This window comes from Lentibacillus juripiscarius (genome assembly GCF_042685205.1).
GTDB classification, from domain to species: Bacteria; Bacillota; Bacilli; order Bacillales; family Amphibacillaceae; genus Lentibacillus; species Lentibacillus juripiscarius.
Window position 1 is genome coordinate 1 of sequence record NZ_JBHUNA010000019.1, and the last position, 23,415, is coordinate 23,415.

Here is a 23,415-nt window from a genome sequence, read left to right on the forward strand (position 1 = left end):
TACTCCAATCCTTTAAAAGTTAGTTCAGTGTAGTAATCTACACTAGGTGCGACTGCCCGTCGCACAAAAAGCCCTCCAGCTGCTATCCACCATTAGCTGGAGGGTTTTTATGTTTGGCTCTTTTCGAAAACGTTGTTGTTGTTCCAACGCAGTTGATATAAACTGCGACATAGTGAAAATTCTCTTTAGCGACGTTTTCCTGGTTTTAGTGATGATTGAGTGCTTGAATTCGCTCCGGCAGAATACTTTGTGCTCGTCGTGTTGCAAGTTTTTCAGTGAAGCAGCACTCCTCGCAGGTTGAAGTGTACTCGGTGAAGCTTTGCTTTGCGCTCGTCGTGTTGCAAGTTTTTCGACGAAGCAGCACTCCTCGCAGAAGGGGGAATTTTCATCCATCGATTTGGTGAAAAAGTCTCCCATTTTTTCTTTGAATTAATCATCATTTGAAAAAAGAGGCACCTTTTCAGTGGCCTCTACTTTTAGCCTTAAGAAGCTCTCTCTCGGACTTTTTGGGCTGCTTTTAGGTGGCTTTTGGCCTCGAGAAGCCTTCTCTCGGACTTTTTGGGCTGCTTTTAGGTGGCTTTTGGCCTTGAGAAGCCTTCTCTCGGACTTTTTTGGCCCGCTTTTGGATGGCTTTTGGCCTTGAGAAGCCTTCTCTCGGACTTTTTGGCCCGCTTTTGGATGGCTTTTGGTCTTAAGAAGCTCTCTCTCGGACTTTTTGGTCCGCTTTTAGGTGGCTTTTGGCCTTGAGAAGCTTTCTCTCGGACTTTTTGGCCCTCTTTTGGACGGCTTTTGGCCTTGAGAAGCCTTCTCTCGGACTTTTCGTCCCGCTTTTAGGTGGCTTTTGGTCTTGAGAAGCCTTCTCTCGGGCTTTTCAGCGGCGCTTTCCCGCGAGGAGGCTGAAGTCGTGCCTGCGGTAAAGAAGACACTGCGAAAAGGACGTCGGCTAAATTCGTTACGTACTGCGACAACGCCGACCCTAGAACATCCTGTTCGTCGGAGCAGATCTCGCGCTTGTACCCGGAGTGGTGAAAGCGAAGTGTATTTCCGGAACGGTAGTCCAACCATCATCTCAATCTATTTCGCAGTTTATAGAAATTGTTCAGCAGCTTTACATTTTTTAAGGTGATAAAAAACAACAGTCTATTAGAAAATAGCCTAGTTTTAGACCATCTATGGTAATGGTGCACATAAAAAGGCTGTCTCAACTTATGAGACAGCCTTTTTACGTTTATTTACAGATTACTCACCGATGCCTTCTGTCCATTTTTCAAGAAGATCAGGATTGTCTTCGAGGAATTGGCTTGCTGCATCTGCTGCTTCTGTACCATTATTGATTTCAACCAGTAGTTTGTTCTCCATTTCCGTATCGTAATCTTCTGTCAAACGCTTCAGCACTTCATATGCTGCTGGAGAATCTTCTTTGAAGCTTGTATGTGCAATAGCTTCGATACGGTCACCTTCACCACCGTATACTTCTTTAGGGTCTTCCAGCATTTTCAGATCCATTTCCGCAAACATCCAGTGTGGTTTCCAACCCGGAATAATAATTGGTTCTTCATTATCGATTTTCTTCTGCAGTTCTGAAAGCATGGCACCTTCAGAGCTTGGCTTTAGTTCCCATTTGTCCAGACCATATTCTTCAATTGCTGTTTCCGTATTCTGCATGACGCCTGCACCCGGGTCAATACCGGTAATTTCCCAGTCTACTGCTTCACCCAATTCCTTATTGCCTTTTAGGTCCTCAATAGAGTTAACATCCATATAGGATGGAACCGTCATGGCAAGTGGAGCTTTGTCAACAAATGCACCGACAGCTTCCACATCGTCCTGGTACTTTTCCCAGTAGGACTGGTGTGTCGCCGGGAGCCATGAAGCCGTCATAAATGATGAATCATCGTTGGCAACACTTGTCCACATCGCGCCTGCGTCAACCTGTTTTGGTTCCACAGTGTACCCTACTTCTTCAAGTACCTGCTTAACCAGGGGTGTACGAGCCATAGCGCCTGCCCAAGCAACGTAAGGAACAGTTAGTTCTGATTCACCAAGTTCTACACCGCTGCTGCTGTCGCCGCCGTCACTGTTACCACTGTCGTCGGAGCCGGAGTCGCTTTCACTTCCTTCATCACTGCCGCCACCACATGCTGCAAGTGCAATAACCAGCACAAGTACAGCAGCTAAACCTAAAAATCTTAATTTCTTAAACATAAGAAATTGACCTCCTTAAAATAATGTTTTTATATGTCTCGGGTCTTCACATCATGAATGATGCAGAAAACCCGTGAACATGCTTAATTTTTATTTGCTCCCTGCGTAATGCGGTCAAGCAGCATCGCAAGAATAACAAGTGATAGTCCACCTTCAAACCCTGGTCCGATAGCAACCTGCGTTACAGCCCTGTAAACGACCGTGCCAAGACCAGGTGCCCCGACCATGGAGGCGATAACAACCATCGATAATGAAAGCATAATCGTCTGGTTGATACCTGCCATAATTGTTGGCATGGCAAGTGGTATTTGAACTTTTGTCAGTCTCTGTCCGGTAGAGGAACCAAATGCATTTGATGCTTCAATAAGTTCCTGATCGACCTGCCGGATACCAAGGTTTGCGAGCCTTACAGTAGGCGGCATGGAGAAAATGATGGTTGCAACAACACCTGGCACCATGCCCAGACTGAAGAAGACAACTGCCGGAATCAAATAAACAAAGGCAGGCATCGTCTGCATAAAGTCAAGAATTGGAGTTATAACTGCCTGTACGGAACCTTTCTGCGACATCCAAATCCCTATTGGAATACCAATGATCATGGAAATTAAAACAGATATAACAACGAGTGAAATGGTTTCAATCAATTCTGGCCAATAGCCAAGATTGTTGATTAACCCAAGTCCTATCAATGCAAACAGACCCAGTTTCCAGTTCACCACCCACCATGCTAAGAGTGCAATCAGTATAATAAGCACAATTGGTGGTCCCAATTCCATCAGCATGACAAAATTCTCCGTCACAAATTCTATAACGGTTGAAATAGTATCAAATAATGCCGAAAGATACGTTGTCAAAAAATCAACAAATGATTCAATCCAGCTTGCCAGTGGCAATTTGGGGAAGAGTTGACCGGTATTATCCATTGATTACTTCACCCCCATTTCCATTCAGTACATCATCGTTGCCGGCTAATGCACCAATAACCGAACCGCGAACAACGATTCCTACAAGCTTTCCAGACTCATCGACAACTGATAGTGGTGCTTTATCGTCGGCCATTGGCTCAAAGGCGTCTGCAAGCAGCGTATCCGTTTGAACCGTTGGTATATCGGAAGTTAGGATCTCTTCAAGTCCTTTCTCCTTTTTAGCTGCCTCCGCTGCCTGGTCCGCGGTTACATATCCGAGCAATTTTTTCTTTTTATCCACGACATAAATGGTGGAAAGGCCACTGTCTTTCATTAGCCTTAAAGCTACATTGGCACCTCTATCAACGGATACGCTTTCTGCCCGTTTCATAACATGGCCGGCAGTAAGTACTTTCGACAGATCAACGTCTTCAACAAAACGTTCAACGTAATCGTTAGCCGGATCCATCAAAATCTCCTCCGCCGTACCAACTTGTACAATACTGCCATCTTTCATCAAAGCAATTCTGTCACCGATGCGAAGCGCTTCGTTCAAGTCGTGTGTAATGAAGATAATCGTTTTATGCACGGACTGCTGCAAATCCATCAGCTCATCCTGCATATCTTTGCGGATCAGTGGATCGAGCGCACTGAATGCCTCGTCCATCAGTAGAATCTCAGGGTCATTGGCAAGTGCTCTTGCCAAGCCGACACGCTGCTGCATACCGCCGGAAAGTTCACTTGGATACTTGTCCGTATAACCGCCGAGACCAACCAGTTCAAGCGCTTCTGTTGCTTTTTTGGCACGTTCATCTTTGTCGATCCCCTGGATTTCCAGGCCGTACTCCGCATTTTTTTGAATGGTTTTATGCGGAAGGAGTGCAAAATTTTGAAAAACCATGCTCATTTTCTTTCTGCGCATGTCCCGCAGTTGTTCTTTATTCATTTCTGTAATGTTTTCATCACCAAGCCATACATCACCTGAAGTGGGTTCAATCAGCCGGTTCAGCATGCGGACAAGTGTCGATTTACCGCTTCCTGACAAGCCCATGATGACAAAGACTTCTCCGTCCTGAACCTCAAACGATGCCTGATTGACACCTACCGTCATCCCTGTTAAATCCAGGATTTCATCTTTTGATTTATTTTCTTCCAGGTATTTCACGGCTTGCTTCGGACGTCTGCCGAAAATCTTCGTCAGTCTGTCTACCTTAATTGTACTCATGTTTTCACCTCGCTTAATTTCAGAATCCCGGTTTTTACGTCCGTTTTTCTTCTTAATCCTATCCTGGTAACTGCAAGCAATGCCGGAGCTGCCAGAAAATTAGATTGATAGTTTTTGCCTATGTTCGCGGAGTCATCTACCACACCGCTTTTCCCCCTTCTTTTAATTGATGTATTCGCTGACGAGGATAATAGTCTTGGTCCTTTTCTATCAGTTTAAATGAATAAAACGAAACCAAACTTATTCCATTTGGCTTTCATTCATATTTTGGACTGCCCTCGCTTCGTCATCCACTCTTAATACTATATTCGAAAGGTCTGTATAATTCAAATGTTAAATACCGTTGATTTTGTATGTTTTTTTTGTACAGTTTATTCTGTACGTAATTGTACAAGTTTGTTCTTTTGATTTCTCCATTTTGCGCCAATTTACTTGCCAACCCACTATTTTTATTACTGTTGTTTTTGGTGTAACCTTTATGTACCAGGACTTATAGGGGGATTTTATGTGCGGGTCTACTACTGAAAAGTTTACAAATAAAATAATTATTGAATTTGCCAAAACAATTGAATTGTTCGGCTTGACCCCAGCCGAGGCCAGGCTTTTTGTTTATCTGTACCTTCAGGAAGAGCCGCAGACACTTGATGAAATGGGCGAGGCACTGGGAAAAAGTAAGACATCGATGAGTACAAGCATTCGCAGCTTGTCTGATTCCAATCTTGTCACCCGTGTCTGGAAAAAAGGCGTACGCAAAGACTTATATGAAGCAAATACACAATTATTCAAAACGTTCATGAACAATTATGTGAATAAGTGGCTGGATGCATCCAGCCATCAGAAGGACTCACTGGAGAACATACGGGAGGAGCTTGAAGACCGTGCTGTGAATAACCCAGGAATTGCTGATAATCTAAACGAAATTATTGATTTCCACAAACGGATTGAGTCATCATTTCGCCACCTGAACGATGAATGACTTTCCATCTCACCTGGCAACTAACTGATTGGATATCTCATCTTCCATTTTCCTTTAAAATCTGCATAAACACGTCCATTAAAGAAGGATAGTATCCTTCTTTTTTTAGTGCAGCAATCACCGCATCCGGATGCAGTTTCACATTTAGCATGCCTGCAAAATGAACCAAGAGAGATGTGAAATCCAGTAGTCCCTCCTCTTTTTGCATCGTATACTGCTGGTACAAGCCTTCCAAATGCTCGAATAATTCGTCGTATTCCTGTTTGCTGATATTATTTTCAATAATCATTCTGACGAGTGGATACTGCTCCATGTCCATGGTTTTCGTCAGCAATTGAATATGAAAGGTTTTCGTTGAATAATCTTTTTCATTTTCCACTTGAACCAGCCTCCAGCACCATATTCTCAAAACATTTCAAACTATTGATACGGCGGTATTTCAAGCCGCGTTAAAAATGGGCATATTTTTTCCTGAAAACCTATTGCTTTTTGTATCTTTCCGTACTATTATCTTAGAGGAAAATCGGATTTATAAAAACGGGGAGGGGATCAAAAATGAATTGCCTTAAAATCATTAATTTGCATAAACAGTATGGACTGAACCGATTATATCTGCAATCATTTTTGACTGGCCTCTTATCCTTTGTATTTCTATATGTGCCCATCTCCATCAGGCACGGCATGCCCGATTTAGATGAGTTCGGCATTTTCCCGCTACTAATAGCGATTCTTTTCATGCCGTTCATACACGTGTTCATGCACATGCTGCCGCTGATCATGATGAATAAACAAGCGCGACTGATTTATAAGCAGAATACCATTTTCTTTTCCAATATCAATTATTATACAAAAAAATATGTTTCCAAAAAAGCCTCACTGCTGGCTGCGGTTGCACCGACACTTCTTATCACCATACCCGGTGTAATGGCGGCATACTTTTTCAGTGGCTATTATGTTTACTTCCTGATTTTCACATCGATTCATATCGGGATGACCTTTACTGACTTCCTGTATATCCTATATATTTCGAAGGCGCCAAAAGAAGCCTATATTGAAAACAGCAACAACGAGATTGCCATCCTTGTCAAATCATCATAAAGTGAAAATCCGGGCATAGCCTCGCTTATGAGGAATCAGGTGCCTGGTTTTTTTATATCTTGAATGCAATTTACTCTGTTCATGTCATTCAACTTTTGATACAGTATAAACGATGGGTGATTTCGTAAGGGGGTTTTTGCATGACAATGATTTTTCCATTTTACGCAGTTTTTGTATTGCTCATTTTTAATTCATTGACACATCAATTCTGCATGAAAATGGAGATGAAAGAAAAAAAGCAATCCACCATGTTCCGTGTCATAAATATTATGGTTTTAATATTATTGGTATCCTCTTATATGAAAGTATTGAATGCGATGACATAACGTCACTATTTCGTATAGAAGATAAAATATGGTATAGTTATTAAATAATCTAATGATGTTAAAATCAAACAGGAGTGGGAAAATATGAAAAAAGCAGCCATTGCCGTAACACTGACAGCAAGCATCTTTACACTCACAGCTTGCAATTCAGGTGAAGGAGATTCTGAAGTAGTCGCAGAAACAAATGCAGGCAACATTACGAAAGATGATTTTTACCAGGAATTGAAGGACCGTTACGGGGAATCTGTCCTCCGGGAATTGGTCACGGTGGAAGTATTGAACGATAAGTACGACGTAAGCGACAAACAGATTGATAAAGAAGTGCAGAATGTGAAAGACCAGCTGGGTGATCAGTTCCAATCCGTTCTTCAGCGGCAAGGGTTTAAAGATGAACAGGCATTCCGCAAAATGCTCAAACTCAGCCTCCTGCAGGAAGAAGCTGTAGCAGAGGACATGGATATTTCCAAAAAAGAGCTGAAAGAAAAATATGAACGGATGAAAACCGAAGTTAAGGCCAAACACATTCTAGTCGATAAAAAAGAAAAAGCTAAGTAAGTAAAGAAAAAGCTGGATAACGGCGGAGACTTTGCTGAACTGGCCAAAGAGTATTCAACAGATAAAGCATCCGCTGAAAAAGGCGGCGACCTCGGATACTTCTCTACCGGAAAAATGGTCCCGGCGTTTGAAGACAAAGCCTACAGCATGGACAAAGGGGATGTCAGTGACCCGGTCAAGACCGAACACGGCTATCACATTATTAAAGTGACGGACAAGCGTGAGAAAGAAGAGGATATTGGTTCATTCAAGGACAATAAAAACAACATTCGACGCCAAATCATCAACCAGAAGATGGATGTTCAAAAGGCACAGAAAAAAGTTCAAGGACTATTGAATGATGCTGACATTGATGTAAAAGCGGAAGGTCTGAAAGATATATTTGCTCAGAAAGCATCCGCAGAGAAAAAGAAAAACTAACGTGAAACATTAGAAAACTAAGGCTTATCGCCAAGCTCTGATGGCAAAAGCCTTAGTTGCACTTATGCAGTAAGAAAGTATTTAGGGTCAACACCAAAATCTATGGTTGAAATGAGTGAATATGGTAGTAAAACTAGCTAGCGGAGGAAAAACATGGAGACTCCTGTGGGAATGCGCAGTGTGAAGACCCCGCAGAAAAAGCGATCTTCTTTTTCGAGGAGGCTGAGGACAAGCCCACGGAAAGCGTAGTGTTTTTCCGAAGCGACTGCTAACGTCAAAATGACATCTAATTTGTCAACCATAGATTTTGGTGAATAGCCAGTATTTATACTTTCTTAACTGCAAAAAAGACGAATCCATGATTTAAATGGGTTCGTCTTTTTTATTTCGGATATTCTATTCTCTTAATGAGATGGCTGCCGCTGTTTTTGCTCCTGGCGCTGTTCCCGCTCCTGTCTAATCCGGTCAATGTACACTTTGCCTTCCTGTTCGATATAGTGCTTTTCCAGTTTTTGTTCGGCCCGCATCGCCCTGAAAGCCATATATCCGCTCAAAAAGATGAAAAGGATCATCATGAAAACCCACCAAGGCAGTCCAAGAATCATACTTACGCCCCCTTGTCCATAAATCTATTAAAGGTTGTTCAAAAAGTCCGGTAAAAATGACACATCGAATTTCTTCGTTGGCTTGCTTTTCCGTTGCTCATGTATTACATTGCATACACTCCGCTACTCAAAGCTGCGCCGCCTCGAAATTCTCGGTCCTTTTTATCCTCCTTTTTGAACGTGCACTATTAGACATATATGAACAAGCAGGCGGAATAATTCCAATTATTTTTCTAGCTTTCTTCAAACGATGGTTTGTAAAATGACCGGTTATCCAGTGCGAATAATCGATCCGTAAATTCACCCGGATTAACCTTCGCGAGCGCACGGTTCAGCATATGCATCCGTGCATCAGCCAGATCAATCAAATGGAGCAGTTCTGCCTCCCGTATCAGCGGCGGTTTAGGACTTCCCCATTCTGCCTTGCCGTGATGGGATAGGATTAAATGCTGCAGAATCAATACTTCTTCCCCATCAATTTGCAGCTCTTTTGCCATATTTCCAATTTCTTCTACCATCAGTGGAATATGTCCAATCAGTTTTCCCTCCAATGTATAGGAGGTGGTAACGACACCGGATAATTCCTTCACCTTTCCAAGGTCATGCAAAATAACGCCCGCATACAACAAGTCCTTGTTGGTTTCCGGATACAGCGTATGCATACTCCGCGCCAAATCCAGCATGCTGACAATATGATGGGCCAATCCTGACACATACTCATGGTGATTTTTTGATGCGGCAGGGTATGTCAGCAGTTTTTCCTGATGTTTTTTAACTAGCGCCCGAACAATCCGCTGCAATGACGGGTTTTCCATTTCAAAAATGGCTTCCGTCAATTTATCTATCAGGACTTCCTTTTCCACCGGGGCTTTCGCGACAAAATCAGACAAACGGACGCCATCAGCCTCACTGGATAGCCTGATGGAGAAGATTTTCAACTGTGGTTTTCCACGGAACTGATTGACCTCTCCGGAAAGCCTGACAATCTGTTCTGCAACAAACACCTCTTCATCCTCTTTTGTGATATCCCATAGTTTCGCTTCGATTTCACCGGTCGCATCCCTAAGGATTAATGTCAGAAATGGCTTCCCATTGCTGGCAACCCCTCTGGAAGAAGATTTAACCAAAATAAAATCATCAAATGCATCCCCAATACTGTAATGACCTATCCCCTTTTTCAATGTACTTCCCTCCCCCTTGAACTACCTCTTAAATAAAAAGGATTGACCCGAAAAATCAATCCGCAGAATCACTATTCTCGTCTTCATCATGTCTTGGCAAGTATTCAAATATCTTGCCCGAATCGACAAGCTGGATAAAATCCATCAGCCACTTATAATAGTTCTTTGCATATTCCAGTCTGTCGATATCACGTTCAATCCTGTCGCAGAGCTCCTGATTATCTGTTTTCCGTGTGAGCTTCCGCAGTTCCCGTATTGTCTCATCAGCCTCTTCAATATTTGTCTCTGTATGATGGCGCCAGCGATTGGCAAACAATGACGTGAATGACTTATACCAGTCTTCTTCTGACTGATACAGGTCTTTGCGGATACCTCTTCGGAAAGTTGATTCGACCATTTTCATATCCGATAGGGTGCGGACACCGGTCGACATACTTGTTTTACTCATTTCAAGGGCATTGCGCATATCATCCAGTGTCATTGGTTCATCCGAAAAATACAGAACCCCGTATAACCGTCCCACAGAGGAAGTAATACCGTATAAGTTCATATTTTTGGCAATCACCTGGATGAATTTTTCAATTGTCTCTTCGTGCTTTATCGCTTCAATGGAAGTATTTTCGTCATTTTGCACTGGAATTCCCTCCATATGCTTTCTTTCATTTTTTATGATCTATGACAGCTTTCCGTTTAGTTTCACTTTATCTGAAATTAGTTTATCATTTATGACAATGGAATGCGAATAGAACTTTTTGAATCAGCCCGGCTCACATTCGCCGCAGCGTCCATCACATCCGGCTTGCACGTGAACAGCATCACCTGCTGCTGTTCGGAAACCCCTGCAAGCAATTCGGCAATCCGCTTCGTCCGGACAGGATCAAAATGGACAAATGCGTCATCAATAATGAATGGTAGCCGATGCTTTTCACTCATCACTTCACTTATACCCAATCTTAGGGAAACGTATAACTGATCAATTGTTCCTTGCGACAATTCGTTCACATCATACCTGATGCCATTACGGGCTTCAACTTGAAAAGACTGCGTTCCTTCCGGCGGATAAATTTTACCGTATGCCTTTTCCGTTAGCAAGTGAAAATAATGTGTCGTTTTTTCGATGGCCTGTTCCAAATAGTTGCGGCGATAGTTACGTTTGGTTTCAGCGAGGATTTCTTTGGCTGATTTTAAAACTGCCCATTCTTCCGCCAGTCGCTCAAGCTTCTCCTGTTCCGTTGTAAAACGGTGCAGCGTCTCAGAGTACGATTCCGATGATTCCAGTCCGGATAAAGCTGCATGTATGTCAGCGCGCTCTTGCCGTTTTTGTTCCAGCTCCTGCTCAATCCTGCTGGTACGGTCTGACTCTTTTTCATAGTTCGCTTCAAGTGTATGTTCTTCCGGAAGCTCCATAGCAGGTAGCCTTTCATAGTCATCTCCTGGCAATATTCTTGCCAGCTGATTGTCCAATTCAGACATCTTGGCGGCATGATTCTGTTTTTCTTCCAGCTGCTTGCCCTTTGCCAGGAATGCTTCTTCCGTCTCAGTACCGGCCATATCCATAAGATGTGCAATTTCTTCATCATAAACCTGCATTTTTTGCTGTACTTCCCGCTGCTTGGCTTCCGTATCGGCAATCCATTCATCATACTGGTCTATCCTGGACAGGCCGTTCCAGTATTCCTGCTGCACGTTCTCCATTTCCTTTACTTTATCCGTGGTCGATTTACCGGCTATATCCCATTTCAATTCATGGAAAAAATGATCAATCCGTTCATCAAAGTGCCGGCTTTTCTGCAGCTGCTGCTCGTATGCCTGTTCCTGCCGTTGTTTATCACGGTGCAATTCAAGCACATGTTTAAGAGGATGGAAAAGTGCCGGCCAGTGAGCAGAATCCATTTGTTCCAAAAATGGGTACTGCTTCCACTGCTCTTTAATTTGCCTTTGCACTCGGTTCTCCCGCTGTTCCAGCCCAGACTTCTTCTCCTCCCATTTCAAAAAGGTCATCTCATTTGACCGCAATTTTTCCTGGACGATTGACAGTTCCTGTTTCATCTCATCATTCGCAGCTAGAGTCTTTTCGGCTTCTTGTTTTTCGTTTTCCGTTATTTCACCAGATGCAGGTTTTTTAGATACAAGCATCCGCTCCATTTCCCGGTGGGATCGTTTCCCTGCTGTCCATTGCCCGATGGAGGCAGCCAAAATGACGCCGGAGATGCCCAATAAAGTCATTCTGTCTGTAATGAATGCAAGTACACTAAGGATAACAGCCGCAGCAATTCCACCGGTAAGCCAGGCTGCGGCTTGCTTTTCTTTCTGTTTTTTCAGCTGATCCCAATTCCACGTCTGTTCATCCTGATCGTGAAGCATCTGTTTCTGCCGATGGTACTGATGGACCGTTTCCTGCAACTCCTTTTCCCGTTCGGTATCTGCCAGAGATGCCTGCTGTTTATCCTTTTGTACATGTAGGTACTCCTCTTCTTTCAGCAGCTGCCGGTGTTCTTCCTCCAGCTGTTCTTTCGTTACCATGACCTGATCCATATCACTTTTCAGCTGATTCCACGTCTTTTCCGCGGAAAAAGGCAGCTGCAGCCACTGCAGATCTTCAGCAGTTATACCGACATTCAACTGTTCCATTTCCGCATGAATTTGCCACTCCAGCTTCTGAATGGTTTCTCCGTACCCGTTCAAGCTTTTATGCACGTCAAGCCATTGTTGCTTTTGCTCCAAAATTGATTCAAGCTGTTCATAGACAGCATCATCAAAAAAGCTATTCCAGATGGCATTCCGTTTGGACGTATATTCGTTAAGGTTATGGCGCAACACGGATAGTTCACTTCTAAGGGGAAGCAGCTTTTCGTTCAGTTGTTCGAGGCGTTTCATGCCTTGTTCAGGGAACGAAAACGGGTCAGGATACGTTTGCAGCTGCTGAAGCACGTGCTGATATTCTTTCAGGATGGGCAGCGCCTGGCGTTTTTTCTCGAGCCGAAATATGGCATCCTTTGACTTAGTCAGTTCATCCTGCAATTGCCCTAGTTCATCGTTCAGTTGTTGAAGCACTTCCTTTTTGTTCCGGTAATCCCCTTCCGTTTCCCGGTATTGCTGTAATGATTGGAACAGCGTATCTACTGATGCAAGCTGCTGGTTGATTTCCGGTTTCTTGCCAAACGGCTTGAACCGTTCCCCCAATTGAGCATCCAACCGTTTTTCCAGCGCGTGAATGCTATTGGAACCAGTCATGCCAATTCCCAGCAGCACCTCGCCCAGCTCTTCCTCGCGCATACTGCGGATGTCGAGCAGATCAACAGCCGAAAAGGAAAAAATAGATTGATACGTTTCTTTCGTCATTCCTTTTAACCGGTCCTGCAGCCATGTTTCGTCATGTTCCTGCCCATCCGGTGTATAGCAGACCGCCTTTCCATTCTGCACATCATGCAGGCGTTCAATAACAAACTCACCGGCCTCCGGATCATCAACCGTCAGCCTTCCACCCATTTTCCCGCTCATTTTCGGCTTGTATCCCGCCCGTTTTTTTGGGGGCATTCCAAACAGCATAAATAATAGAAACTGCTGAATAGTTGTCTTGCCTGATTCATTGTCTCCATATACACAGATAAACGGTTCATCGGTGAAGTCAATCGTGTGGTCGACCCACTTCCCAAAGCCAAAAATATCCGCTTTTTTTATATGCACATTAATCACCCCCATGATGCAGCAGCTCATCGATCAGCAGCTGCTTTGCTCTCTCTTTTACTCGCGATTCCTGCTCCGGCGTCATTGCCTGCACATATTTTTTTGCCTGCCGGTGCCGGTAAAGCTCATCCAGATAAGGCTGGATGGAAGTCTCATCCGCATGCCGAAGCAATTCTCCGGCAAAATGACTGCCTTCTTTCAGCATTCGGAAGGGATCCTGCTTCGGCCGGGAAAACTCGAATCGGTAAATATACGTCCAGTCATTCCGATGCATCAGCGTTTCATTCACAAGCTGCACGATTTCCTCAACCGCCTGTTCCCACTCCCGTAAATGATCCGGAATGCCGGTTAATAACAGGTGAACCAATTCTGGGCCGGTCTGCTCCTTCGTGTCTTCAACTTTCTGCAAAATCACCCGCTCGAGCTCATGGGCTTCCTCACAACCGGAAATATCCACAGACAGTTTCCTGAACAGAATCGACTGCAGGGGCAGAAATGTCAGCTCCGTGCCTTTTTCTGACAACGCCACATGGTAACAGCCTTTTGGTCCCGCTTCCTTGCTGCTTCTGCCCTGTATGTTCCCGGGATAAACAACCGGCGGATCCTCTTTCAGTATTTCGCGCTGGTGGATGTGCCCAAGTGCCCAATAGTCAAAATCCTTCCCGGTTAAATCCGTTATGTGAAACGGTGCGTACACGTCATGCTCGGTATTGCTATAGACACTTCCGTGAAGCATGGCAATATGATAAGGAATAGAGTCAGATACCGGATCATACTCCTGTGCTTTTTCTGCTGTGACCGAACGCTTTTCATAGCTAAAACCGTAAATAGCAGCCAGCGTTTCCTTATTTTTCGCATACGTGACATGGGCAACCGTCTCACTGGAGAACACAAACACATTATCCGGGTATGTAATCGGATGATTGTTTCCGGATAAAAAATCATGGTTTCCGTGTGACATGTATACCTTTATGTGGTGGCGGTTCAGTTTTTCGAACGCATTCCGGAGCCGGACCTGTGCTTTCAGGCTCTGTTTTTCATTATCAAATAAGTCCCCGGCCATTAGCACAAAATCCACCTGCCGATCAATAGCGGCCGTTACTAGCCTGTCCAATGCTTCGAATGTACTGTTTTTCACCTTATGGAAAATAGATTCCGGCATGTGTGACAGCCCTTTAAATGGACTGTCCAGATGCAAATCCGCGGCATGGATGAATGATAGTTCTCCCATAGATCTCCCTGCTTCCTGTCGAACGTCTTCTTTCCTTCATTTTACCAAACCTCAGAAACGAATGCACGTTCGAATTGTGGATAAAAGAGATATTGAAAAGGGCCGGCATCACAGCCGACCCACTTGGTTAATCTTTTTTGGACAGTTCGATTGCTTTTTTGAAATCCTTCAGGGAAGCAGAGCGGCCATACATTAATACGCCACCTTTGTAAACGCGGGCACCTATCACTGCAAATAAAGCAATGGTTACGGCCAGGATACCGATGGACAGTGCAACTTCCCAGACCGGCGTATCCAGCATGCCAACGCGTAAAAACATGAGCATCGGTGAAAAGAATGGAATATAGGAAGCTACCGTAACGAGCGTTGATTCCGGCATATTCAGTCCGAACATGGCAATAAAAAATGCAATCATAACCAGGAAGGTCATCGGCAAAATCATCTGCTGCACATCTTCCAGTCTGCTGACAAGCGAGCCCAGCATGGCGGCTAGTGTCGCATACAATAAGTAGCCTAATACGAAAAACACGACTGCATAAATGAAAACAGAAGCAGATGTTTCCTGAATGCCAAAGGATTGAAAAATGCCGCCTGTTAGCTCATCCTGCTTAGCGGTAATCATGAAATAGCCAAACCCTACAATGAGTACAATTTGCGTCAGTCCCAATAATGCGATACCGATTATTTTAGCAAACATATGCGTGACCGGTGATGCACTGGATATTAATATCTCCATCACACGAGACGACTTTTCAGTTGCGACATCAGTTGCAATCATATTTCCATAAATGATAACCGATATATACAGCAAAAATAACATGACATATACAATGCCTCTTGCCTGATTTAATTCTTCAGAAGTCTTGGCATCTTCATCCAATGCAACCTTATCAAATGTGACAGGTTTATATATTTCCGTGATGGTTGCCTGATCAATACCTGCCTGCTCTGTTGCGGCTGCTACTTTCAGCTGCTGCAATTGCTGTTCAATAACCGTTTGCTGTCCAGCCTCGGCAATGTTATTAGCATAGTAAACTGCTTCCGGCAACTGCTTACTATTTAGCGACAATGTAACAAGTGCGGTATAATCCTCATCCTGCACTGCCTCTTTCCCATCTTCTTTTGTCCCTTCAAATGCGACCAGATCTAGTTCATCACTTGTACCTTCCACGCTTTTTTCCAGCGGGGTGAATAATTGGCCTGTTTCATCCAAAACAGCAATTTCGTCCGCCTCATCACTGGTAAATGTTTCAGTTATCGTTTGAATATTTACGATACCATAGATAAATAGCAGCGAAATAAGTGTACTGATTAAAAATGACTTTGTTTTAAAGCGCGTCATATATGTATGCGCCATAATTGTCCAGAACTTATTCATACGAAGCACCCGCCTTCTCGATAAAGATATCATTCAGTGAAGGTTCTTCCAGCTCAAATTTGCGAACGAATCCTTTTCCATTAAGTTCTGTGAAAATTTCTTTGGCAACCGTTTCACTTTCAATTTGGAGCTCACAGCCCTCGGCTACAGTTTTATACCGCAGAACCCCGGCATAACCTTTCAAAAATTCTACCGAAAAATCGGCATGAACAATTAAATTCTTTTTCCCGAATGATCGTTTGATTTCCTTTAGTTCTCCATGCACTACCGGCTTCCCCTTGTGTAAGATACAGAGATGTTCACATAATTCTTCTACATGATCCATTCGATGGGAAGAAAACACGATGGATGTTCCTTGGTTTTTTAAGTCGATAACGGCCTCTTTCAGCAATTCCACGTTTATCGGATCAAGTCCGGAAAACGGCTCATCCAGTATAAGCAGTTTTGGTTTATGTATAACTGCAGAAATAAATTGAATTTTTTGCTGGTTCCCTTTCGACAACTCTTCCACTCTTTTGCCATATATTCGGGTACTTTAAAACGTTCGAGCCAGCTTTCTAACTCGGTTACGGCCTCCCTCTTGTCCATCCCCCTCAATTTTGCAAGGTAAACCAGTTGTTCCCGGACCTTCTGTTTCGGATACAACCCTCGCTCTTCCGGCAAATACCCAATCAAATGGCTTTTTTTATAACTGATTGGATCATCATTCCATGTAATAGCTCCCCCTGTAATGTCCAGTAATCCGAGAATCATCCGGAATGTCGTTGTTTTACCCGCACCGTTTCCACCTAAAAACCCGAACATCTCTTTTTCAGGGATTTCGATGGAAAGATGATCGACTGCAGTGGTATTTCCAAAACGTTTCGTAACATCTTGCAGCTTAAGTGTCATTTCACTTCTCTCCTTTCCATTTTTATGGTACGTTTTAATTGTATAATAGTTTCATTATTTTGTAACCTTCAGGAGGAAAATTCTGTATGAAAACGTATGCGCTAACTGTTTTTGACAAAACCGGGGAAAAACTGCTTGATGAATCGTTTGAAGCGTCCAGTAATGATGAAGCCAAAGAAATCGGCCAGGAAAGGCTTGCCGAAAAAGGGTACAGCGAATACACTCACCGCTGTGTCTCTCCAGAGGCGAAACTCGTCCTATTTCATCGGTAATAGGTTTACTACTACAATCGAAACCTATAGCAAAAAGGTGGCATTTATTTCTTTAACTGTTTTCTAAAAGATTGTTGTTATTTGCATCATTTAAGGATGAAGCCCTACTTAACAATTTCTATAAACTGCGAAATAGATTGAGATGAAGGTTGGACTACCGTTCCGGAAATACACTTCGCTTTCACCACTTCGGGTACAAGCGCGAGATCTGCCCCGACGAACAGGATGTTCTAGGGTCGGCGTTGTCACAGTACGTGACGAATTTAGCCGACGTCCTTTTCGCAGTGTCTTCTTTCCCGCGGGCACGGCTTCAGCCTCCTCGCGGGAAAGCGCCGCTGAAAAGCCCGAGAGAGTGCTTCTCAAGGCCAAAAGCCACCCAAAAGCGGGCCAAAAAGTCCGAGAGAAGGCTTCTCAAGGTCAAAAGCCACCCAAAAGCAGGACGAAAAGTCCGAGAGAAGGCTTCTCAAGACCAAAATCCACCCAAAAGCGGCCCGAAATGTCCGTGAGAAGGCTTCTCGAGGCCAAAAGTCGAGGCCACTGAAAAGGTGCCCCTTCTTTCAAATGATGATTTAATTCAAAGAAAAAATGGGAGACTTTTCACCAAATCAATGGATGAAAATTCCCCCTTCTGCGAGGAGTGCTGCTTCACTGAAAAACTTGCAACACGACGAGCACAAAGCAAAGCTTCACCGAGTACACTTCAACCTGCGAGGAGTGCTGCTTCGTCGAAAAACTTCCAACACGACGAGCACAAAGCAAAGCTTCACCGAGTACACTTCAACCTGCGAGGAGTGCTGCTTCACTGAAAAAACTTCCAACACGACGAGCACCAAGTATTCTGCCGAAGCGAATTCAAGCACTAATCTATCATTAGAACGAGAGAAAGTGCTACGAAAGAGAATTTTCACTATGTCGCAGTATAGATCGACTGTGATGGAAAAACAGCAACATATGCAGAAAGAGCTTTTCTTTAAAAAAATAATGCCACCTTTTGTTTACCTCCTGCGATTGTAAGAGTAAAAGGGAAGTAAAAAGTTACTTCCCTTTAAACACAGGTTTGCGTTTGTCGATGAATGCCTGCACGCCTTCCTGGTGATCGTCCGTGTTCCGGAGTGTCCATTGTGCTTGCCGCTCTTTATCCAGATAACTATTCAATGTGTCCAGATTGCTTTGATGATAAATGGCTTTTGTCTGTAGCATGGATTGAATCGGTGAAACCAGAACCTTTTCCGCTATACGACCAGCTTCTTCCATCACATCCTGTTCAGCCAGGACATCAATAAGCCCCATCGCTTGGGCTTCCGGACCTTGAACCAGTTCCTTGCTCCAGATAAATTGTTTTGCCCGCTGTGTGCCCATGCGCTCGCGCAGCCAAAAATGGCCGCCCCCATCAGGCGCCAGCCCTATGCCGATAAACATCATGCCCATTTTCGACTCCTGCCCGGATACGACATAATCGGCTGTTAGTGCCAGACTGAGTCCTAACCCGGCGGCTGAACCATGAATCGCGGAAATAACGATCTTCGGCATCAAGTACAATTTCCGGATAATGGTTCCAATGGTTTCCATCACTTCGTCGTAATAAGCTTTGTCAGAAAACTCCTGCAGCATGGCCATGTCCCCGCCGGCACTGAATGCTTTCCCTTGTCCGGTAAGGATAACGACCTGATCATCATTCTTTTCTGCCTGCCCGACAACATCGAGCAGATCCACCAGCATTTCTCTGTTCAATGCATTGTATTTATCCGGTCGATTCAAGCGGATATACGAAATACCTTTTTTTCGTTCATATAGCACAGTGCTCATCATCATCCATCTCCCTTGCAAACGTTGTCATATAATATAAGTTCGCCACCGGCACGCATAATCCTGCTCTGAGAGACAAAAAAAGCCCGCAGCTTCTTTTTACTACGGACTGTTCTTACTTATTCGCTTGTTTTTTCTTCCGGATTGCCATACAATTCTTCCAGCGGCTTCGTGATAATCCGGCTGACATCATTGATGACGACATTCAGACGCTGCTCTTCTTCCATCAATTTGGAAATATCCTCATGCTGCTGGACCAGCTCAACTACTTTGCGCGCTTGTTCTACTTCCTCTTCGGAAATCTCCTGGCCTTGCATCTGTTTTTCCTGCAATTCCATTTGTGTATTCCTGAAGTTATCGAACATTTGCTTCGCATTTGGATCAGCCATAACAGCGTCATAAGCTTCCTTTAGGTTCTTAAATTCATCGCTGTTGCGAATTGCCGTTTCCAAATCATATGCACTATCATAAATATTAGACACGATAGATCCTCCTTCATTTTCAGCTAAACTAACTATAACAAACGTTACAGCGCATGTATACCATCAGGAAACAAGCTAATTCGTGTCAAATTTCATTTTTGTTCAATACAAATACTGCTATAATGAAAAAAAGACAATGGAAAAGAGGATTTTCATGGCTGAATCATTGCGCAAAATTTTTTCTTCATTCATTTATTTTCAGGACATACCTGCCAATGAAACAGAACATTATGACTGGTTCAGAACGGCAGAACACGAATTGATTGGCATCGCAAAAAGCGAGCTGACGGCCAGGGATCATCAGCTTCTCAGTGCTTTTTTGCAGCCACACAATGCCTATTTACCAAAAATGACACGGCAGGAGGAGGAGTGGCAGGCATGTATTCAGTCGGATAACCCCGGCCGAAGTACCTCCATCACATCCTATCGCTTCATCTTCTTTTCATTCCCGCCGCAGCAAATGGAACCCGTAGCATTCAAAGAGGCAATAAATGAATTTTTTGCCAGAGACGTTCCTGTTCTGTGGGAAAACGAGCATGAAGGTGTCATTATTGAAGAAAACCCGGAAGAATGTATTTCATTTGAAACGATTATTGATATATTCATGCATGACCTGTCTGTAAAAATCCGATTTTTTGTCGGCCCCTTTCTGTATGCGTTAACACAAGCGAAAAAAGCTTATCACACACTAACCCAGCAGGCGACCATTTTAGAAAACACCGATAAACGGGTCATGTCCTATATGGATGCCATGCCTTATATCCTTATTAGCGAGGCTGATCCTGAAACAACGACAAATCTGATCAATACGGTACTGGGAGATACCTATGATAATGATGAACTTCTGAAAACGATCGAAACATTTCTTGCCTGCAGCCTCAATGTATCCATCACCGCCAAAGAATTGTATCTACACCGCAACAGCCTGCAATACCGTCTGGACAAATTCACGGAACAAACCGGAATCGATATACGGGAGTTCCGGCAGGCCGTTACTGTTTACCTTGCTCTTATCGCCCGTAAATAACATTCTGCACAAACGGAGGTGCTCTCTTTGTGCACATTTGCCATTTACGGAAGTGATTGCACTCCGCTAAAATAATGAGTAAATCGCTTACATAAGGGGAGTGTTCTAATGGCTGAGCTTCAAATGGAAAAAATCCAGAAAACATATGACAAAAATGTACTTGCAGTGGACGATTTTAATCTGCATATCAACGATAAAGAATTCATCGTATTTGTTGGACCATCCGGCTGCGGAAAATCAACAACATTACGGATGATTGCAGGACTGGAGGAGATTACAGGCGGTGATTTATACATCGACGAAAACCGGATGAATGACGTCGCCCCGAAAGACCGTGATATTGCCATGGTATTCCAGAATTACGCCCTGTATCCGCATATGAACGTATATGATAACATGGCTTTCGGGTTAAAACTCCGCAAATTTAAAAAAGATGAGATTAACAAGCGTGTCCAGAATGCCGCTAAAATCCTTGGCCTGGAAGATTATTTAGACCGCAAACCAAAAGCATTATCCGGTGGTCAGCGGCAGCGTGTGGCTCTGGGACGGGCCATTGTCCGCGATGCCAAAGTGTTTTTGATGGATGAACCATTATCCAACCTTGATGCCAAACTGCGCGTTCAAATGCGTGCTGAAATCCAAAAACTGCATCAGCGTCTGCAGACAACCACTATTTATGTGACACACGACCAGACCGAAGCAATGACCATGGCTACCCGTCTTGTCGTCATGAAAGATGGCATCATCCAGCAGGTAGGGGCGCCAAAGGAAGTGTATGACTATCCTGAAAACATGTTCGTCGGCGGATTTATTGGTTCTCCATCCATGAACTTCATACACGGCACTCTGAACGATGGAAAGTTCACTAGCGGTGACGTGAGCCTAAGCATACCGGAAGGGAAAATGAAAACATTGCGGGAACAAGGATATACGGACAAACCGATTGTCCTTGGCATCCGTCCGGAAGATATTCATGATGAACCAGCATTCATCAACTCTACACCTGGAACGGCCTTTTCAGCGGCAATTGATGTTTCGGAGCTGATGGGGGCAGAATCCTATTTGTATTCCAAACTGGACAATCAGGAGTTCATCGCACGGGTTGACTCTCGCTCTGATATTAGCGGCGGCGACACCATTGATCTGGCATTTGATATGAACAAAGCCCTATTCTTTGATGCAGAAACCGAAAGCCGGATCCGTTAAGAAAAAACAGAAAAGTACTGCATATATATGTCATTTATGTAAAAAATACCATTGTCACCGTATATAAAATAAGAGGGAAGCCTTGAAGACTTCCCTCTGTCATGGTCAGGGGAGGAGCTGCTCCCCTGAGAGGCCATCCGTTATTATTGTTGTCCACTGAATTGAGACTGTGCAGTCTGAACCAAACGCTTGGTAATTTCACCACCGACAGATCCGTTCGCACGGGAAGTTGTGTCGGCACCAAGGTTTACACCAAATTCCTGTGCAATTTCCGTTTTCATTTGGTTAAGAGCTTGTTCTGCTCCAGGAACTACTAATTGGTTTGAGTTTTGGCTGTTGTTATTTGCCATGTTATCACCTCCTGTACGCATTATTGTGAGCAGAAACGGAAATCTTATCACAGATTATCGCTGGTAATTGTTTCATGAACGGGAAAAGCCATTAATAAATAATGGCTGCGTTAACGTAAACAAGCTCACCGCCCCTTTTGAAGGCGGTGAGCTTGTTTCACAGTTATTTTGGATACGTCATTTCTTTCGGGTTAACATATTCGTCAAATTGTTCTTCGGTCAGAAGCTCCAGACGTACGGCTGCTTCTTTTAATGTCGAATCATCAGCAAACGCCTGTTTGGCAATTTTGGCTGCATTCTCGTACCCGATATGAGGATTTAAAGCGGTGACAAGCATGAGCGAATCACGCAAGTACTTCTCAATCTGCTCATGATTCGGCTCAATGCCTTGTACACAACGTTCATCAAATGACAAAATGCTGTCCGCAAGCAGTTGAGAGGACTGCAGGAAATTATAGGCTATAACAGGCTTGAATACGTTCAGTTCAAAGTTGCCCTGGCTTGCCGCAAATCCAATTGTTGCATCATTCCCCATTACCTGAGCAGCAACCATCGTCAGTGCTTCACTCTGTGTCGGATTCACTTTTCCAGGCATAATGGAACTTCCAGGTTCATTGGCCGGAATGGATATTTCACCGATTCCACAGCGTGGACCGCTTGCCAGCCAGCGAACATCATTGGCTATTTTCATTAGATCAGCAGCCAGCCCTTTGAGTGCCCCATGTGCAAACACTGCTTCATCATGACTTGTCAGCGAATGAAACTTGTTTGGAGCAGAAATGAACGGCTTGCCAGTCACTTCACTTATGGCTTTTGTGACCGTTTCAGAGAAATTCGGATGGGCATTAAGGCCCGTTCCGACAGCAGTGCCGCCAATGGCCAGCTGTTTAACATGATGCAGACTCTCGCTGATCATTTGCTCGGACTTTTCAAGCATACGGTGCCAGCCGCTAATCTCCTGCCCTAAAGTTAATGGTGTTGCATCCTGCAAATGGGTGCGGCCAATTTTAACAATATCCTGAAATGCATTCATTTTTTCATGCAGTGTATTTTTCATCGTCTGCAAAGCGGGAAGAACGACATCTTCCAGTTTCAAAGCAAATGCGATGTGCATTGCCGTCGGGTAGGTATCATTGGAACTTTGCGACTTGTTGACATCATCATTCGGATGCAGCTTCAAATCACTGCCCTGATCTTTTAGCCAGATGTTTCCTGCATAAGCAATTACTTCATTGACATTCATATTGGACTGTGTGCCGCTTCCCGTTTGCCATACAACCAATGGAAAATGCTCATCAAGCTCACCGTTGATGATTTCATCAGCCGCATGGGCTATTGCTTCTGCTTTTTGCTTTTCCAGAAGCCCAAGCTCACTATTTGCTTTAGCGGCACTTTTTTTCAATATAGCAAATGCTTTAATCACTTCTTCCGGCATCGTTTCATCGCCGATCGGGAAGTTCTGCTTGCTTCGCTGGGTTTGTGCGCCCCAATACTTATCAGCGGGTACGTTAATCTCCCCAAGTGTGTCTTTTTCAACCCGATATTCCATCTGAATTGCCTCCTTATGTATCATATAGCCCTATTTTATT

At 44.0% G+C, this 23,415-nt stretch carries 25 protein-coding genes and 1 pseudogene; 9 read left to right on the forward strand and 17 right to left on the reverse strand.

Annotated elements, in window-relative coordinates; genetic code table 11:
- Positions 1-1,239 precede the first annotated feature (1,239 nt).
- The 4 genes from ACFSUO_RS08815 to ACFSUO_RS08830 all read right to left on the reverse strand — a co-directional run bounded on the left by ACFSUO_RS08815 (position 1,240) and on the right by ACFSUO_RS08830 (position 4,478).
- Positions 1,240-2,205, reverse strand: coding sequence for a glycine betaine ABC transporter substrate-binding protein (locus ACFSUO_RS08815; protein WP_382393171.1), 966 nt, complete (start codon positions 2,203-2,205; stop codon positions 1,240-1,242).
- An 83-nt stretch (positions 2,206-2,288) separates the two neighbouring features.
- A complete protein-coding gene (locus ACFSUO_RS08820; protein ID WP_382393173.1) occupies positions 2,289-3,128 on the reverse strand; it encodes an ABC transporter permease in 840 nt (279 codons plus the stop codon).
- Entirely contained in the window at positions 3,121-4,353 is a 1,233-nt protein-coding gene (locus ACFSUO_RS08825; RefSeq protein ID WP_382393228.1) for a quaternary amine ABC transporter ATP-binding protein, read from the reverse strand. Before ACFSUO_RS08825 ends, ACFSUO_RS08820 begins: the two co-directional genes overlap by 8 nt.
- Entirely contained in the window at positions 4,332-4,478 is a 147-nt protein-coding gene (locus tag ACFSUO_RS08830) for a hypothetical protein (protein WP_382393175.1), read from the reverse strand. The genes ACFSUO_RS08825 and ACFSUO_RS08830 overlap by 22 nt, the downstream gene beginning before the upstream one ends.
- Positions 4,479-4,840: 362 nt before the next feature.
- Between ACFSUO_RS08830 and ACFSUO_RS08835 the strand changes: the two genes are divergently transcribed.
- A complete protein-coding gene (locus ACFSUO_RS08835) occupies positions 4,841-5,311 on the forward strand; it encodes a GbsR/MarR family transcriptional regulator (protein ID WP_382393177.1) in 471 nt (156 codons plus the stop codon).
- A 37-nt stretch (positions 5,312-5,348) separates the two neighbouring features.
- Here ACFSUO_RS08835 and ACFSUO_RS08840 read toward each other — a convergent pair whose 3' ends face one another.
- A complete protein-coding gene (locus ACFSUO_RS08840; RefSeq protein ID WP_382393179.1) occupies positions 5,349-5,690 on the reverse strand; it encodes a DUF1878 family protein in 342 nt (113 codons plus the stop codon).
- Between the two features lie 176 nt (positions 5,691-5,866).
- Here ACFSUO_RS08840 and ACFSUO_RS08845 point away from each other — a divergent pair, with 176 nt between their 5' ends.
- The 4 genes from ACFSUO_RS08845 to ACFSUO_RS08860 all read left to right on the forward strand — a co-directional run bounded on the left by ACFSUO_RS08845 (position 5,867) and on the right by ACFSUO_RS08860 (position 7,710).
- A complete protein-coding gene (locus ACFSUO_RS08845; RefSeq protein WP_382393181.1) occupies positions 5,867-6,409 on the forward strand; it encodes a DUF3267 domain-containing protein in 543 nt (180 codons plus the stop codon).
- A gap of 140 nt (positions 6,410-6,549) precedes the next feature.
- Positions 6,550-6,735 carry a hypothetical protein gene (locus ACFSUO_RS08850; RefSeq protein ID WP_382393183.1) on the forward strand — a complete coding sequence of 62 codons (186 nt, stop codon included), beginning with the start codon at positions 6,550-6,552 and terminating at the stop codon, positions 6,733-6,735.
- 84 nt (positions 6,736-6,819) lie between these two features.
- On the forward strand, positions 6,820-7,290 hold the full coding sequence (locus ACFSUO_RS08855; protein ID WP_382393185.1) for a hypothetical protein: 471 nt from the start codon (positions 6,820-6,822) through the stop codon (positions 7,288-7,290).
- 12 nt (positions 7,291-7,302) lie between these two features.
- Positions 7,303-7,710: a peptidylprolyl isomerase gene (locus ACFSUO_RS08860; RefSeq protein WP_382393230.1), complete on the forward strand. Its 408-nt coding sequence runs from the start codon at positions 7,303-7,305 to the stop codon at positions 7,708-7,710.
- Between the two features lie 404 nt (positions 7,711-8,114).
- On the opposite strand, the gene ACFSUO_RS08865 is transcribed toward ACFSUO_RS08860, so the two are convergent.
- The 8 genes and pseudogenes from ACFSUO_RS08865 to ACFSUO_RS08900 all read right to left on the reverse strand — a co-directional run.
- A complete protein-coding gene (locus tag ACFSUO_RS08865) occupies positions 8,115-8,315 on the reverse strand; it encodes a sporulation YhaL family protein (protein WP_382393187.1) in 201 nt (66 codons plus the stop codon).
- A gap of 233 nt (positions 8,316-8,548) precedes the next feature.
- On the reverse strand, positions 8,549-9,496 hold the full coding sequence (gene yhaM, locus ACFSUO_RS08870) for a 3'-5' exoribonuclease YhaM (RefSeq protein ID WP_382393189.1): 948 nt from the start codon (positions 9,494-9,496) through the stop codon (positions 8,549-8,551).
- A gap of 55 nt (positions 9,497-9,551) precedes the next feature.
- Entirely contained in the window at positions 9,552-10,145 is a 594-nt protein-coding gene (locus ACFSUO_RS08875; protein ID WP_382393191.1) for a GbsR/MarR family transcriptional regulator, read from the reverse strand.
- Positions 10,146-10,219: 74 nt separating this feature from the next.
- Positions 10,220-13,183: an ATP-binding protein gene (locus ACFSUO_RS08880; protein WP_382393193.1), complete on the reverse strand. Its 2,964-nt coding sequence runs from the start codon at positions 13,181-13,183 to the stop codon at positions 10,220-10,222.
- Position 13,184: 1 nt separating this feature from the next.
- Entirely contained in the window at positions 13,185-14,414 is a 1,230-nt protein-coding gene (locus ACFSUO_RS08885) for a metallophosphoesterase family protein (RefSeq protein ID WP_382393195.1), read from the reverse strand.
- 127 nt (positions 14,415-14,541) lie between these two features.
- Positions 14,542-15,792 carry an ABC transporter permease gene (locus ACFSUO_RS08890; RefSeq protein ID WP_382393197.1) on the reverse strand — a complete coding sequence of 417 codons (1,251 nt, stop codon included), beginning with the start codon at positions 15,790-15,792 and terminating at the stop codon, positions 14,542-14,544.
- A complete protein-coding gene (locus tag ACFSUO_RS08895; RefSeq protein ID WP_382393232.1) occupies positions 15,785-16,117 on the reverse strand; it encodes an ATP-binding protein DrrA1-3 family domain-containing protein in 333 nt (110 codons plus the stop codon). The genes ACFSUO_RS08890 and ACFSUO_RS08895 overlap by 8 nt, the downstream gene beginning before the upstream one ends.
- 63 nt (positions 16,118-16,180) lie before the next feature.
- A pseudogene (locus ACFSUO_RS08900) lies at positions 16,181-16,683 on the reverse strand (ABC transporter ATP-binding protein); the annotation flags it as partial.
- 86 nt (positions 16,684-16,769) lie between these two features.
- On the opposite strand from ACFSUO_RS08900, the gene ACFSUO_RS08905 reads away from it, so the two are divergent.
- A complete protein-coding gene (locus ACFSUO_RS08905; RefSeq protein WP_382393199.1) occupies positions 16,770-16,955 on the forward strand; it encodes a YhzD family protein in 186 nt (61 codons plus the stop codon).
- A 585-nt stretch (positions 16,956-17,540) separates the two neighbouring features.
- A complete protein-coding gene (locus tag ACFSUO_RS08910; protein ID WP_382393201.1) occupies positions 17,541-17,969 on the forward strand; it encodes a hypothetical protein in 429 nt (142 codons plus the stop codon).
- Positions 17,970-17,990: 21 nt separating this feature from the next.
- Here ACFSUO_RS08910 and ACFSUO_RS08915 read toward each other — a convergent pair whose 3' ends face one another.
- Positions 17,991-18,761, reverse strand: a complete 771-nt coding sequence (locus tag ACFSUO_RS08915) for an enoyl-CoA hydratase (protein ID WP_382393203.1) — start codon at positions 18,759-18,761, stop codon at positions 17,991-17,993.
- A gap of 119 nt (positions 18,762-18,880) precedes the next feature.
- Positions 18,881-19,243, reverse strand: a complete 363-nt coding sequence (locus tag ACFSUO_RS08920; RefSeq protein WP_382393205.1) for a YlbF family regulator — start codon at positions 19,241-19,243, stop codon at positions 18,881-18,883.
- Positions 19,244-19,397: 154 nt separating this feature from the next.
- On the opposite strand from ACFSUO_RS08920, the gene ACFSUO_RS08925 reads away from it, so the two are divergent.
- Both ACFSUO_RS08925 and ACFSUO_RS08930 read left to right on the forward strand, forming a co-directional pair.
- A complete protein-coding gene (locus ACFSUO_RS08925) occupies positions 19,398-20,270 on the forward strand; it encodes a PucR family transcriptional regulator (RefSeq protein ID WP_382393207.1) in 873 nt (290 codons plus the stop codon).
- A 108-nt stretch (positions 20,271-20,378) separates the two neighbouring features.
- Positions 20,379-21,476, forward strand: a complete 1,098-nt coding sequence (locus ACFSUO_RS08930; protein ID WP_382393209.1) for an ABC transporter ATP-binding protein — start codon at positions 20,379-20,381, stop codon at positions 21,474-21,476.
- Positions 21,477-21,619: 143 nt separating this feature from the next.
- Here ACFSUO_RS08930 and ACFSUO_RS08935 read toward each other — a convergent pair whose 3' ends face one another.
- Both ACFSUO_RS08935 and fumC read right to left on the reverse strand, forming a co-directional pair.
- Positions 21,620-21,826 (reverse strand): alpha/beta-type small acid-soluble spore protein, encoded by a 207-nt coding sequence (locus ACFSUO_RS08935; protein ID WP_129675953.1) that lies wholly within the window; start codon positions 21,824-21,826, stop codon positions 21,620-21,622.
- Positions 21,827-21,989: 163 nt separating this feature from the next.
- Entirely contained in the window at positions 21,990-23,375 is a 1,386-nt protein-coding gene (fumC, locus tag ACFSUO_RS08940) for a class II fumarate hydratase (protein WP_382393212.1), read from the reverse strand.
- Positions 23,376-23,415 lie beyond the last annotated feature (40 nt).

Bases quoted from the DNA above. Each gene is read 5' to 3' on its own strand.
- ACFSUO_RS08815 (WP_382393171.1), bottom strand. From the start codon at position 2,205: ATGTTTAAGAAATTAAGATTTTTAGGTTTAGCTGCTGTACTTGTGCTG.
- ACFSUO_RS08820 (WP_382393173.1), bottom strand. From the start codon at position 3,128: ATGGATAATACCGGTCAACTCTTCCCCAAATTGCCACTGGCAAGCTGG.
- ACFSUO_RS08835 (WP_382393177.1), top strand. From the start codon at position 4,841: ATGTGCGGGTCTACTACTGAAAAGTTTACAAATAAAATAATTATTGAA.
- ACFSUO_RS08845 (WP_382393181.1), top strand. From the start codon at position 5,867: ATGAATTGCCTTAAAATCATTAATTTGCATAAACAGTATGGACTGAAC.
- ACFSUO_RS08850 (WP_382393183.1), top strand. From the start codon at position 6,550: ATGACAATGATTTTTCCATTTTACGCAGTTTTTGTATTGCTCATTTTT.
- ACFSUO_RS08855 (WP_382393185.1), top strand. From the start codon at position 6,820: ATGAAAAAAGCAGCCATTGCCGTAACACTGACAGCAAGCATCTTTACA.
- ACFSUO_RS08865 (WP_382393187.1), bottom strand. From the start codon at position 8,315: ATGATTCTTGGACTGCCTTGGTGGGTTTTCATGATGATCCTTTTCATC.
- ACFSUO_RS08875 (WP_382393191.1), bottom strand. From the start codon at position 10,145: ATGGAGGGAATTCCAGTGCAAAATGACGAAAATACTTCCATTGAAGCG.
- ACFSUO_RS08885 (WP_382393195.1), bottom strand. From the start codon at position 14,414: ATGGGAGAACTATCATTCATCCATGCCGCGGATTTGCATCTGGACAGT.
- ACFSUO_RS08890 (WP_382393197.1), bottom strand. From the start codon at position 15,792: ATGAATAAGTTCTGGACAATTATGGCGCATACATATATGACGCGCTTT.
- ACFSUO_RS08895 (WP_382393232.1), bottom strand. From the start codon at position 16,117: ATGGATCATGTAGAAGAATTATGTGAACATCTCTGTATCTTACACAAG.
- ACFSUO_RS08905 (WP_382393199.1), top strand. From the start codon at position 16,770: ATGAAAACGTATGCGCTAACTGTTTTTGACAAAACCGGGGAAAAACTG.
- ACFSUO_RS08910 (WP_382393201.1), top strand. From the start codon at position 17,541: ATGGGAGACTTTTCACCAAATCAATGGATGAAAATTCCCCCTTCTGCG.
- ACFSUO_RS08915 (WP_382393203.1), bottom strand. From the start codon at position 18,761: ATGAGCACTGTGCTATATGAACGAAAAAAAGGTATTTCGTATATCCGC.
- ACFSUO_RS08925 (WP_382393207.1), top strand. From the start codon at position 19,398: ATGGCTGAATCATTGCGCAAAATTTTTTCTTCATTCATTTATTTTCAG.
- ACFSUO_RS08930 (WP_382393209.1), top strand. From the start codon at position 20,379: ATGGCTGAGCTTCAAATGGAAAAAATCCAGAAAACATATGACAAAAAT.
- ACFSUO_RS08935 (WP_129675953.1), bottom strand. From the start codon at position 21,826: ATGGCAAATAACAACAGCCAAAACTCAAACCAATTAGTAGTTCCTGGA.
- fumC (WP_382393212.1), bottom strand. From the start codon at position 23,375: ATGGAATATCGGGTTGAAAAAGACACACTTGGGGAGATTAACGTACCC.